This is a genomic window from Nonomuraea sp. NPDC049480 (genome assembly GCF_044465905.1).
In the GTDB taxonomy this organism is placed as follows: domain Bacteria; phylum Actinomycetota; class Actinomycetes; order Streptosporangiales; family Streptosporangiaceae; genus Nonomuraea.
This window is the reverse complement of record NZ_JBITMD010000041.1, coordinates 68,700-81,750: the sequence shown is the minus strand read 5'-3', so window position 1 is coordinate 81,750 and position 13,051 is coordinate 68,700. Positions and strand designations below refer to the sequence as shown.

6 protein-coding genes and 1 tRNA gene are annotated in these 13,051 nt (G+C 64.7%); 1 reads left to right on the top strand and 6 read right to left on the bottom strand.

Features of this window, described 5'->3' with window-relative positions:
* Positions 1-107: 107 nt before the first annotated feature.
* Both ACIBX3_RS56655 and ACIBX3_RS56650 read right to left on the bottom strand, forming a co-directional pair.
* A complete protein-coding gene (locus ACIBX3_RS56655; protein ID WP_397129138.1) occupies positions 108-2,771 on the bottom strand; it encodes a tetratricopeptide repeat protein in 2,664 nt (887 codons plus the stop codon).
* Positions 2,758-3,270, bottom strand: coding sequence for a hypothetical protein (locus ACIBX3_RS56650; RefSeq protein ID WP_397129137.1), 513 nt, complete (start codon positions 3,268-3,270; stop codon positions 2,758-2,760). Before ACIBX3_RS56650 ends, ACIBX3_RS56655 begins: the two co-directional genes overlap by 14 nt.
* Positions 3,271-3,706: 436 nt before the next feature.
* Here ACIBX3_RS56650 and ACIBX3_RS56645 point away from each other — a divergent pair.
* Positions 3,707-3,772 (top strand) — tRNA-Arg (locus tag ACIBX3_RS56645).
* A 684-nt stretch (positions 3,773-4,456) separates the two neighbouring features.
* Here ACIBX3_RS56645 and ACIBX3_RS56640 read toward each other — a convergent pair.
* From ACIBX3_RS56640 to ACIBX3_RS56625, 4 genes are all read right to left on the bottom strand, one after another.
* Entirely contained in the window at positions 4,457-5,089 is a 633-nt protein-coding gene (locus tag ACIBX3_RS56640) for a hypothetical protein (protein WP_397129136.1), read from the bottom strand.
* A gap of 22 nt (positions 5,090-5,111) precedes the next feature.
* Positions 5,112-9,665 carry a LamG-like jellyroll fold domain-containing protein gene (locus ACIBX3_RS56635; protein WP_397129135.1) on the bottom strand — a complete coding sequence of 1,518 codons (4,554 nt, stop codon included), beginning with the start codon at positions 9,663-9,665 and terminating at the stop codon, positions 5,112-5,114.
* 489 nt (positions 9,666-10,154) lie between these two features.
* Positions 10,155-12,758: a tetratricopeptide repeat protein gene (locus ACIBX3_RS56630; RefSeq protein ID WP_397129134.1), complete on the bottom strand. Its 2,604-nt coding sequence runs from the start codon at positions 12,756-12,758 to the stop codon at positions 10,155-10,157.
* Positions 12,759-12,808: 50 nt separating this feature from the next.
* Entirely contained in the window at positions 12,809-12,940 is a 132-nt protein-coding gene (locus ACIBX3_RS56625; RefSeq protein WP_397129133.1) for a hypothetical protein, read from the bottom strand.
* Positions 12,941-13,051: the final 111 nt, after the last annotated feature.

Below are 13,051 nucleotides of genomic sequence, written 5' to 3'. Positions count from 1 at the left end.
TCCCCACCGCCGCGTGGATCAACCCACCGACCCCACAAGCGCTCATAGCGTCCGAATAGCAAGAAGCTGTCTCAAAGATCTTGACAGGCACCGCCGCCGATGAAAGCTCACTGAGCAGTTCGCCCTTGCCCTAATAGCCGCATCCACAATCTAGGAGACCGGGGAGGATCACTAGCGAGAGCTGCCGCGAGATTTCTCCGGACTACTCGCGTCTTCGGGTGGTCGGCGCCGAGCACCCGCTCGCAGTCGGTGACAGTCTGCTGCAGCAGAGGTATCGCGCGGGTGAGATCACCCACCTCGCTGTACGCGGTGGCAAGGTTGTTACGCGAGGTCAGGGTGTCGGGATGATCGGTACCAAGCACCCGCTCGCGATCAGCAAGCGTCTGCTCGCACAGCGAGATGGCACGCGTAAGATCACCCGACGTCTTACAAGCGACGGCGAGGTTATTACGGGAGCTCAGGGTCTCTGGGTGCTCGGCGCTGAGCACCCGCTCGCGATCAATGAGCGTCTGCTCATACAGCGCAATCGCGCGAATAAGATCACCCGCGTCCTGGTAAGCGCCAGCAAGGTTGTTGCGGGAAGTCAAGGTATCGGGATGATCAGCACCAAGCACCCGCTCGCGATCAACAAGCGTCTGCTCGCACAGCGGAATCGCGCGAATAAGATCACCCTCTGCCCGGTAGGCGCCAGCAAGGTTGTTGCGGGAGCTCAGGGTGTCGGGGTGCTCGGCACCAAGCACCCGCTCGCGATCAGCGAGCGCCTGCTGCAGCAGGGGCATTGCGCGCGTGAGATCACCAACCTCCAGATAGGCGAAGGCGAGGTTGTTACGGAAGGTTAGGGTGTCGGGATGATCGGCACTGAGAACCCGCTCGCGGTCGATGAGGATTTGCTCGTACAGCGGAATCGCACGGATAAGATCACCCGCCGTCTGGTAAGCGACGGCGAGGTTATTACGAGCGCTCAGGGTGTCGGGATGATCGGCACCAAGCACCCGCACGCGATCAGCGAGCGCCTGCTGCAGCAGGGGCATCGCGCGCGTGCGATCACCCGCATCCTGGTAAGCGACAGCGAGGTTATTGCGGGAGCTCAGGGTGTCGGGGTGCTCGGCACCAAGCACCCGCTCGCGATCAGCGAGCGCCTGCTCGTACAGCGGGATCGCGCGCGTGAGATCACCTGCCATCTGGTACGCGAGGGCGAGGTTATTACGAGAGGTCAGGGTGTCGGGGTGCTCGGCACCAAGCACCCGCTCGCGATCAGCGAGCGCCTGCTCGTACAGCGGGATCGCGCGCGTGAGATCACCCGCCTTCCGACAGACATAGGCAAGGTTGTTACGGGAGTTCAGTGTGTCGGGATGATCGGCACCAAGCACCCGTTCGCGATCAGCGAGGGTCTGCTGCAGCAGGGGGATCGCCCGGGTGAGATCGGCCAGGTCATACAGATATCGGCCGCACAAGGAGCGGAGTGTCAGGAGCTCGGCTGGGTGGTTGTCATCGGTGCGGAAGCGCCGATAGAGGACGTCGACCTGCTCGACGAGCATCTCAACTACGTCGCGGGCTTCCCAGGCGCGGGCCCCCGTGGGCAGGGTCGCCGCGAAGGCGCCAAGCAGCGCGATTGCCTCGTTGAGGACGGTAGCAAGATCGCCTTGGTGTGCAGCGCAGTCGCGCAGGACCCGCTGGACCAGCCGGTGCATCAGAACCGCATTGCCATCGTCACTGAAGGTGATCAGACAGGTGTCGGACAGGTCGGCGAGCATCTCGCGAAGCCCGATCGACTCGGCGCCGGAGGTGTCACTCAGGTGGTACAGCACCGTCAATGGGATGCCTGTCGGCGACAGCACCGCCAGAATCGCCAGTAGTTGCCCGGCGAAGGGCAAAGTCTCCTCAACTTGGGCGATCGATAGCACGATGGCCTCGGCAGTGCCGGACGGGTATGCGTCTCCGGTCTGGGCGGGCAGATAGTTGCTGAGGGGGACACCGCGCAGGAGAGTCAAATAACCGCTGTAGCTGAGCCGGAGCCGGGCAATCACCGTGGCGGCTTGGGCGAGCGCCAATGGCAGGTGCCCAAGCTCATCCGCCAGTTCGGCGGCACCTGCGGGATCCGTCAAACCGGTGCGCCGATGGAGGAACGCACTCGCTTCAGCGGGAGTAAAGACGCCGACATCGAGCGGCGCGTAGGCGCGTAGAAAGCTGCGATTACGGGTGGTAATGATGACACGAGTGGCGCCGGTGGCCGGGCACCAGCTACGCACCAGTGCCACGTCGGTGGCGTTGTCGAACACCAGCAGCGCTGGCCGGTTCGTGGCAGCCAGCCACGCCTTGGCCCGGGCGGCGGCAGCCACAACGTCGTCATCGGGCCGGCGTTCACCGAGCCGATCGGCTAGGGCGGCCATCCCGGCCATGATCTGTTCAGTGGTCTCGGCGGCGATCCAGGCCACCACCTGCCATCGTGCGGCCTGGCACGCCCAGGCGTAGGAGGCAGCCAACAGGGTCTTGCCCACCCCAGGCGTACCCCCCAGCGCGCAGACCGCGACTGCTCCGCCGCTCTCGCCCCCCCTGCACTGGCCAGCGGCCTGGTCGCCGAGCAGGCTCGCCAGCTGCTGTAGCAGCTCCGGGCGCGGCTGGAAATCGGACGGACGTTGCGGGACGTCGCCCTCGACGATCGGATCCAGCTCCGCCCTGGGCGGATAGTGGTGATGGTGTTCGGCACCGACTACCTTGCCGGTGAAGCGGTTGTGGTGGAACTCGATGTGGTCGCCCTCAGCGCCGCTCATCGCCTTCCGCCTCTGTCCGAACATGCTCTGGGCTGGTCACCTGCTTGCCGATGACCTGGCCATGGAAGGTGTTGTGGTGAAACTCCATGTGGTCTCCGCCGTAACTACGTCCCTGCTCACTTTCTGAGTCACCGCGCTCGCCGGTTGGCTCGGGCGATAGCTCTGGCGGTGTCGATGGCTGCATTCTGGACTGGTCCCGCGCTATGTCAGACTCGATGACCCGCCCCTGTTGGTGTTCGGTTCGCAGCTGTGCTCGCAATGCCGCCATTGCGATCAGGAGCCCAGTGGCGCCAAGCAACATGCCCGTAAGCATGCCAACCACACTGGCCCGTTGATCCAGCACCTCTAGCACTTCCTTCGAGAGGTCCAGCGGGTCGGCGAGGAACCAGATCAGCCCTGCCCCCAGCGAGGCTGCCAATATCACAGCTGCGATGATTGCTACACCACACCACAGCCGCAAACCTGGCGCGCGCTCCACCCTTGCCGTTGCCTTCGACATTTGTTCAGAGTCTCCGAAAGCAGGACGAGCAGGCCCCAGAGTGACGAACCCGTTACCTACCTTCATGCCTGAGGCGGACTGAGTCTCGCCGGATTTCGGGCGACAGCTCGAAGCCTTCGACGCAGATAATTGCCGGAGACGTCAGTCACCTCACGCGGCGTGCAACTGGTCTTCTGTGCACGGTGGTACGCGACGTAGACTGCATCGATTGGGTGACGCGGATGAGTCCGGCGAGCCCCAACGGCGGCGTTCAGGGCGTCGATTAGACGGCAACCAAGCTCGCCGGCTGGGGCACCAGATCTTGGCTGACTGCCGTCTTACGGGGTCCTCGTCTCATGCGGACCCACGGTTGCTCTCGCGATCGAGAGCCGGGGATATGCGGGGGATGATCTTGCCTGACTCAGGCGCCACGTGGGCCATTTGCGCAGCTCAAGCTATCTGAACAGGCGAAGGAACCTCCACTCTCCTAAAGCGGGTGCCGCAGGTTCGAATCCTGCCGGGGGCACGCTTCTCCACCAGGCATTTCGTCCTCTGACCTGCGGTTTCTCTGCCGCAGGTCTTTTGCTTCTCCGGCCCCTGCTAGGCCACTGCGGGCACCCGTATGCAGCCGTAGGACCTTGATCACGGGAGAGATGCGGGATGATCTTGGCGGCATTTTCCCGAGGTCGCTCACAGTTCACGGCCACTCTGGCGGCTGAACAGCCCACCCTTGGATCTCATGATCGGAACATCACCCTCCCCACCCACGGTGCGGCAAGCCACCGGGTGGCTGCTGCGCAACCCCGCCACCCTCACCGATGACGAGCAGAGACATCTGGACGCGCCCGCCCGATCGGCTGGACCAACATCGCCGCCACCGATCACTACCGCAGCCACCCCGCCGATGGCCTCCAGCTACTCGGTTTCACAACATGAGAACACTCTGGCCCTGATCATCCTGGGCATGCTCGCCTTGGCCATCCTCGCGGTCACCGGCGCCGCGCTCAAAACCGAACCCGTCCCACCGGCCAGCTCGGCGCGATCTCCGCGAACGAGATCCGCCGCCTTTTCGCGGTGCTGCCCCGGCCACCCATCGACGAAGATCGCATCCTGCACTGGTAACACCGGCGACGACGCCATCAAGCCCGTGCTCGCCAAAGCCACTACCGGCGGCGACAGCCCAAGATCGATAAGTTCGGCTGGAATATTAAGGAAGCGTGCACAGCAGGCCTAGTGATGCAAACCATTCTCGGTCGTAGAATCGCCCAGCGATTCTGCCCATGATGATGAGGTACTGCTCCAGCTCTTCTGCCGTTGGCATGAATGGCCTGGATTCGAGGTCATCCCAATATGACGTGTATTCGAGAACTTCGAAGAAATCTTCATCGGATACCCCGTCATATGTGTAAGACAGAGGATAGATTTCGTCTATCCCCCCGTTGCATGCGAGTTCAAAAGCGCGATGGCGATTGAGGCTAAGGATTTCCGACGAAGGCATTGCGCCGCTCAGAGTGAGAATATGGGACCATCCGGGTGCATGTCGTGTTATCCAGACCCGTTGCGTCCCGGCACTAGGCTCATATGAGCGCATGGCGGTCGGGAAATCGCATGTCGCTGTTGCTTCCGGTGCAACTTCGAGGCGTCTGGCCACCTCGTTAATGTCTTCGATGTTGACCCATGTCGCCGCGAACGAGCCGTGGAGTCCATGCTCAACCAACAGCTCTTTTTGCCCTTCAGTGGGGAAAATTTTCATATGGAGATTTCGTTCCAGATCGATTCGTTTTATGTGGGAGACGAATGGGGTGGGAACCGGATATACGATCCCCACCCCGTCGATCATAGCAGCTAGCGCCTAGCCGGCCCTAGTCTTCGATGAGCACCCAGAACTTGTTACCCTCTCCCACGCGGAAGTCCGCGTTGAACTTGTTGAGTGCGGATCCGTGCAGCCTGTTGGCCTCTGTGCCTACTACCCGCAGTGAGTAGTTCCCCTGAGCGGTTGCGGCACCTTCTTTTACGGAAGCAAATGGGTACTCGTCGCAGCTCAGAGTCTTTTTGTAAGGCAAGACTAGAGGCCTGTCCGGATTCGGATACTTATCACGCTCGTAATACTTGCACAGGTTGATGTAATAGGGTTTCGCGACGTTCGCCAGCAGCCAGTGGTTCTCCTCAGGAGTTCCCACATCCATATGCAGGTCGATTTGCTGGAAATGTTTGCGATTCTCGGTATTGGTCACCCCTGCCGTGCCTCGCGTCAGCGGACGGCCCGCAGGGGCGTCCCTAGGTGCAGCCCAGTCACCGGGTATTGCTTTGTCCTCCGGCTCTTTGCCAGGAACGTTGCGCGGTGGCGGGTATGACGGTTGTGACCAGTCATGGCCCGGTCTACGCGGCGGGAAGGTTTGCTTGTTGCTGGGGTTCAGCGCAGCTTCGATATGTTCGGTAATCTGTGTCCACTGAGTGTCCCTGCTCTTAGACATGACCCATACGCGCTTCGCTCTGGTGTTGACACAACCGCCGAAGCGGTCCTCGACATCCGGATCTTTGGCGCCGAAGACCTTTCTGTCGCAGCGGAAGTTCGGCACCCATTTGCGGTCGTAGGGACTGTCGCTGCCGTGGCGACGGATGCCGATGGTCTTGCCGCTCTCGTCCAGGACCTTCTGGTTCCAGAGGTACAGCGTGAACGTTCCGTCGTCGGTGTAGATGTTCACGGCGGGCAATATCGAACAGACGGCAACGCCAGAGGCGGGCAGCTTTGGATGGAAGATGGCCGTCGCGTCAGGGTGGGCGCGCCATTCCGATACGTCTGCTGTTGTCACCGCGGCGTCGCCGCAGTCGGTGGTGGGCGAGGACGACCCCTGGTCCACCATTACTTGGATGGGCAGACCGCTCAGCTGACCCGCAGAATATTTGACTCGCCCGTCCTTATCGACGACGGCGAAATCGTCAAGGCGGACGAACATCTTCAGGTCAGTGGGTTTCAGGCTGGTCCCTGCGCCGTCCACCACTGCATTGCCGGTTTGGTCGCCCAGGTAGCTATGAATGATCCAGGTAGCGCGAAAGCGGAACGCGTCGTCGTCGTCGAATGGTTCTGTGACTCCGTCCAAGATTTCGTCCAGGATCTGCTTGCCCCACGACTTCGACGCTGAGGTTCCCGAAGCCGCCCCCCTGGCATTCGCCTTCCGCCAGTTCCCTGAGTCGGGGTCCTGTTCGAAATCCTGGACGTAGAGGTACGCAGACCAGCACGAGTTGTAAGGCAGCTCCCGAATACGAGAGTCATAGTCCGCATAGCCAGTTTCGCTCGGACTTGCCATGCAATCTTCCAGCTTAAGGCGGTTGTAATCGAAGTCGCCGCTTTGAGCCGCAGCCTGGGTCGACGCGGTCTTCTGCGGTGCGGTCGCAGCCACAGGTGCCGGGGCCGTGACCGATGCGATCACACTGGCGACCTCGTCGGCGCTGAACGGGCGTTGGTAGATCTGGACCTCGTCGATGCTCCCGGCCATCGCCGCGCCGATCCGCAGCGGGGCCTGGGCGTTCCAGGCGGGGAAGGACAACTGCGCGGTCCCGGCCTGTGTCCCGTTCAGGTACAGGGTGGCCGTCCGGGTGGTCGCATCATAGGTTCCCGCCAGGTGGAACCACTCATCGACAGGCGGCTCGACCCCCGACAGGACACCCTCAACCGTCGCATCCGTGGCGTCAGCGTTGGTGAAGGTGAACACCAAACCATGCTCGGCGGTGTTGCCCAGCCGGAACGGCGCGTGGTGGGTGCCTCGCTGGTCGGTGACGATGTAGTGGCCGTCCTTGTCGCTCCAGCGCAGCCACGCGGCGGCGGTGAAGCTCTGATCGGTGCGGATCACCGGCTCGGTCGTCTGCGCCAGGGGCTCCTCGCCCGGCTGGATGACGTCCACGGTGATCTGCTGCCAGTCCGACCAGGCCGAGGAGGCGTCGCCGGCGACCGCGCGGACACGCCAGCGCACCTTCCAGCCGTCGGCCAGCGTGCCCGCCGGGACAGCGATGCTCGCCTGAGTGCCCGAGGCGACGTTGTCCACAGCGCCAGCCCAGATCTGGCCGGTGCCCTGACCGTTGGGTGCGGCCGGGTCGTGCTCAATCTCGGCCTCGGCCCGCAGCGATTGGCCGGTCGGGTGAGTGAGGGTGGCCTGCAGCGTTGGGGTGAGCGTGTCGGTGACCGTCACGCCGTCCACCACCTTCGACGGGGTGATGGTCAGGCCGGTGGCGGTGGGCTTGGGCAGGCTGACGGCGAAGGACTGCCACTCCGACCAGGCCGACGCCGCGGTGGCCGAGACCGCGCGGCCCCGCCAGCGCACCTTCCACCCATCGGACAGCGTGTCCGCCGGGACAGCGATGCTCGCCTGGGCGCCGGCAGGGACGTTGTCGGCACTGCCCGACCAGATCTGGCCAGTGCCCTGACCGGCGGGGGCGGCCGGGTCGTGTTCAACCTCGACCTCGGCCCGCAGCGGCTTCCCTGCCGGGTCACTCACCTGGGCCAGCAACGCCGGAGTGACGGTGGGAGTGACAGTGGCACCGTCCACCTGCTCCGACGGGCTGACCTGCAGCGCGCCCACGGCCGGCTCGGAAACCGGGTCCGGCACGTCCACGGCTAGGGCCTGCCAGTCCGACCACGGCGAGCCGACCGTGGTGGCGGTGTTGACCGCGCGGACCCGCCAGCGCACCTTCCACCCGTCGGACAGCTTGTCCGCCGGGACAGCGATGCTCGCCTGAGTGGCCGAGTCGACGTTGTCCACGGCGCCGGCCCAGATCTGGCCAGTGCCCTGACCGGCGGGTGCGGCCGGGTCATGCTCGAGTTCGAACTCGGCACGCACTGGCTGGGCAGCCGGGTCGGTGACCGTGGCGTGCAGGGCTGGGGTCAGGCTGGTGGTCACGGTGACGCCGTTCACCACCTGCGAGGGGGTGACCTGGAAGGCGCCGACCGTGGGGTTCGGCACGTCCACCGTGGCCGTCTGCCACTCCGACCACGCTGAGGTGGTCGACGCGGCGGCGTTGGCCGCGCGGACCCGCCAGCGGATCTTCCAGCCGTCGGTTAGCTTCCCTGCGGGGACGCTGACGGTGGCCTGGCCGCCGGAGGTAACCGCCGGTGAGGCGCCGGTCCAGATCTGGCCGGTGCCCTGCCCGGTGGTGGCCGGGTCGTGCTCGACCTCGAACTGGCCGGTGAGGTTGCCGCTCGCGGTGTCGGCGACGGTCGCGGCCAGTTGCGGTGTGAGCGAGGTCGTCACCGTGGTGCCGTTCACCGTCTGCGCCGGTGTGATGGCCGGGGCGGAGACGGTTGGTTGCGAGGCCGGTCCGCTGGTGGTGATGGTCAGCTTGGGCGGCACGTTGAAGTCAATGTCTTCCGAGGCCGTGAGATAGCGCCAGTTGCCCGTATTGGCCTCGGCCGGCGACTGCACCACCAGGCCGTGGTTGGCGGCCCCGGCGGCCCAGTCCTGGGCGATGCCGGTGACGCTCCACTCCAGGGGCTTGGCACCATCGGCGCATCCGACGCCGTAACCGGCCCTGTTGATCTGCGCGTCCTCGGTGGTCGAGGTCGGCTTGTTCGCCCAGTAGAGGTTGTTGACGTCCCAGGCGCTCGTCACCCGGCGCACCTGCAACCCGTCACCGACGGACGCCCCGCACGCCGAGCTGTCCATGTTGAACAGCGACAGTTTCGCGTCGGTCACCGTCTGGCCCTGCAGGCTCCCGGTGTTAAACCGCAGATGGGAGCGTACCTTCTGGCCGGACTGCACACCGGCGATCAGGATGGCGCTGTCCGGAGACGCCGGCCAGTCCACCGTGTCCGTGCTGAACAGCGCGATGTCCTCGCTGATCGTGGACACCGCCATCGGCTGCATCCGGACCGGGTAGATGGTGCCCGGATCGGTCAGGAACTGGTGGTCGGGTTTGAGCACCAGCTCGGTGCGGCTGTCACCGGCGGCCACCTCGGTGGCGACCTCGGCGCTCTTGGCCAGCGGACGGCGACCCTTGGCGCTGGCGTCCCACATGGCCGGCCGCGCCGCCGAGGCGACGAGCTTCTTGTCCTTGCCCTTAAGCAGCAGCCGGCCGCCCTTGCCCTCGGTCAGGGTCAGACCAGCGTCTTCGACGCCGATCCGCAGCTCCACCAGCTTGGGGGGCCGCTGCCGCAGCACCACCTCATGCCGGAACCCAGTCGGCAACGCCGTCACCACCAGGTCAGCACCTACACCCGCGGCATCAGTGTAGGTGGCCACACTGCCCTTGACCGCCGGCTTCGGCAGCGGCGTCGGCCAGCGCAACGCGTACGACTTCCCATCGGCGGACATCTTCACGAACGGATCCGTACCACCGGCGGACAGCTCCACCAGCGCGCCCTCGGCGAGAGCCTTGGGCCGCAGCTTGCCGCCCTGCTCGGCCAGCGTGGTGTCGATCGGCACCCATCCGCCGCCCTGCCTTGTCCGCACTGGACGCTCGAACATGACGCAGACACAGGCCCAATCATCGCCCAATACGATCTAGCAATCCGAGACAGAGAGACCTCCGCATCCCTCTTCCATCGTATGGCCAGGCTGCACTTTGCTGCCTCCCAGGCAATGTCCAGACGTCTTCTCTGCCCTGCTCCACAGAGACAGGTGGAGGAGCGGTAACACCGTCTAACAAGCGTGCGCGGTGCGACAAGGACCCCGCTACTCTTGCCACCGGACCGGGGACATTGCCGTGGTGATCTTGTGTGCCCTCGCATCACATGGCCTATATGCCCAGCTCAAGCACCTCATGTGCATTGATTGACCTCCGCTCTCCTAGATTGACCTCCGCTCTCCTACAGGGGATGTCTGGCACCACCGAACGTGATGATTTGCCAGGGGACCGGCCCGTGGAACCTACATCGCCATCAGCCGATGGCACTGTCGGCACCGTTTCAAGCGCTACTTACGACTAGATTCGGAGACGGTCGACCCGTCGAACGTCAAACCCCGGCGCGAGATCGCAGCCGCCTCCTCCGTACGGTCCGTTCGTGTCAACATGAGCACGAGAAGGGGCAGGGCTTCGGCGTTCCCGCAGGACACGACGGCATCGCGCAACAGGCTCAATGCCTCTTCCGTCCGCCCCGCGTTAAAGAGCAGCACGGCGGCCCGCCGCACCGAGTCGGCTCGGCCTGCCCGCGAGGCTGCTGTCACCATGTCCACAACTTCCGCAAGGTGTCCGCCCTTGAGGAGCCGCCGCACGAGCTCCTGAATCGCCGCATCGACTCCTTCCGCCGCCGCCGAACGCAGCAGCCGATCGGATTCCTCGTCCCTGCCGAGGTCGCGTTGCACCTGCGCCAGCAAGTAGCGGGCCTTGGCACCATGTAGTCCGATCCCAGCCTTTAGGACCTCGACACACGCCTCGCGCCTGCCTGACTTCGTCAGCAGGTCGGCGAGAGCCGAGAGCGCCTGATAGTCCAGATCGACCAAGCGACGCAGGAGATGCTCGGCTTCGGCCTGGTGGTCGTCCTTGAGCAGCAACTCCGCCAGCAGCAGGCCAAGGCTCGGATCCTTTTCCGGGGCGGCTCGTACATCGTCCAGGACTCGAAGGGCCTTGCCCCTCATGGGCTCATCCTCGAAGTGGCCAGCCAGTTCCTTGATCGCCTGGTTGAACTGGCCGGCCATCATCCGCCGTCGCAGCCGCTCGCCGTCGAATCCGGGACGCCTCTGGCGCAGCAGGTGCAGCAATGCGCTCATTGCCTCGGGGAACGCCGTGGCCGCCCTCATGTCGCGTTCGAGCAGCTGCCACGTCGACAGTTCAGGCCGGCGACGGGTTGGCGTCACGACCGGCTGGCTTTCGAGGAGGCGTCTGATCTCCTCCGCCTCGTTCGTCCGGCCGAGGCGTTGGAGGAGGATGAACAGCAGCCTTGCGGCGGATCGGTCTCCCCTTTGGAACGCTGTCCGGAGCAGTTGCTCGGCTTCTCGCTTCTGTCCGCCGTTGTGCAGCAAGATCGCGAGTTCGCGTTCGGCCTGCGGGTTACCGTTGGCGGCCATGCCACGTAGTGCCTGCTCTATCTCCGTGCCGCGGCGTGCCCGCCGCAGCATGGCGAGCAGTAATCGCTGCGCATGGACGTCCCCAGAGTCGGCGGCTTGCCGAAGCACATCCTCAGCTTCGCGTGACTTGCCCATCTGTCCCAGCAGCCGCCACAGCTGCGACCACGTGGAAACCCTGCCGCGGGCATAGGACGCCCACCACAATGCGAGCGCCTGGGGGTAGCGTCCACGGCCGGAGGCAGATGCGCCCAAACGCTCAAGGTCGTCCGCATCGCCGGTATGGACGGCCAGCGCTCGCCACATCTCGTCGGAGACCGGCGAACAGCGACGCGTCTCACGGCCCTGCTGGTGAATGAAGTCCGCGAGCACGTAGCCTTCGACGCGATTCTCCGCTCGCGACGTCGCCGTCAGGAGAGAGATGCCTCCTCTGAGCGGCTCGCACGCGTACCCCAACGAGTCCTCGAACCATCCTGGCGGAGCGGCGGCACGTTGCGGCCCGTTCAGCGACGCAGCACTGAGCTTGCGCAGCAGTTCGACAGACAGCGGGCTAAGGTGCCCCAACCGGCGTGCGTCGATCGCGGCGTTGACGACCGCCCGTTTGTACGGGTCTGGAGCATCCTCCCATCGGCTCATGAGATCGGGCCCGCCGGACAAGGTCTGTGTGACCCCGTATCCGTTGTCCAGTGCCGTCAGGGCGGTGGCCAATCGGGAATCACGCTCAGCGATCTGGTGCGCATTCTTCAGCTCGGCAGGCGTGAACGCGTCTCGGACGGAGATCTTCGTCGCGAGTTCCAGCAGCGCCCGCACCTGGTAGTGAGAATCGGGCGTGCCCGGCCGCGGCGGCCTGGTGTAGGCGAACCAGTATTCGGGCCACATGGAGCCGATGGCGACGACTTCCGAGGTCACGGCGAGGAGACGACGTATCTCCGCCGCAGCGGCCTCACCATGGTCATCCTCGAAGTAGATCTGGCTCTCGTTCAACCACAAGACGGTGCGCGGCTCGACTCCTGCTTCAAGAGTGGCCAGCAGGTCTGTGGCGTGCAGGGGATGCAGAAGCCTCCAATCAGGCAGGCATTTCGCGATAGCCTCGTAGGCGCTGCGTGTCTTTCCGGTCGAAGAAGTGCCGACCAGCATCACCAGTGCGGGCGGTTCCGAGCTGTCCAGGACGTGCCGCAGGAGCCGATCGTGGTCGCGCTGCACGTACGTCGGGAGCTTCTGGGACAGTTCAGGCCTGTCGATGGCCGGGTCCAGCGCGATCGCCGGATGCACGCCCAAGGCGATCGGATCGCTCTCCTTGACGGTCGCCGTGGACACGACCGTGGCAGGCATACCCTCTGGGGCGCTGCTGTCGGCGGGGCGGGACTGCGCGATCTGGCTCACCAGGGCCGCCCCGACGAGCAGAGCGGTCACCGTCCAGGTGAGCGGGACCCACCACCACGCCTCTATCTCCACGGTGCTGGTCGCCAGGTTGCCCATCAGCCCGATCGCCACCGGAATCGCGACCATCGCCACTGGCGACGCCGCCCAGCGTCTCCGACCGTCCCCGCCCATGTGACTCATCATCACGGCGTGCTGCCCCAATGGACAACAAGCCCCGGCAGGTCGAGCGAACAGGCGGCCACGATGTCGGTGCGGTCGGGGTCGGTACGAGCCAAGGCGAGCAGGTCCAGCAGGTCTTCCTTGGCGTTCCACATGGCGAGAAGGGGATGCCGATGCGGCCAAGCATGCTCGCCTTCGTCCAGACCAGCATCACCAACGCCGACTCCGAAGGCTCCAATCGCGTGATCAAAGCGGCGCCTGCGACG

Bases quoted from the DNA above. Each gene is read 5' to 3' on its own strand.
- ACIBX3_RS56625 (WP_397129133.1), bottom strand. From the start codon at position 12,940: ATGTGGAACGCCAAGGAAGACCTGCTGGACCTGCTCGCCTTGGCTCGT.
- ACIBX3_RS56640 (WP_397129136.1), bottom strand. From the start codon at position 5,089: ATGATCGACGGGGTGGGGATCGTATATCCGGTTCCCACCCCATTCGTC.
- ACIBX3_RS56655 (WP_397129138.1), bottom strand. From the start codon at position 2,771: ATGAGCGGCGCTGAGGGCGACCACATCGAGTTCCACCACAACCGCTTC.
- ACIBX3_RS56650 (WP_397129137.1), bottom strand. From the start codon at position 3,270: ATGTCGAAGGCAACGGCAAGGGTGGAGCGCGCGCCAGGTTTGCGGCTG.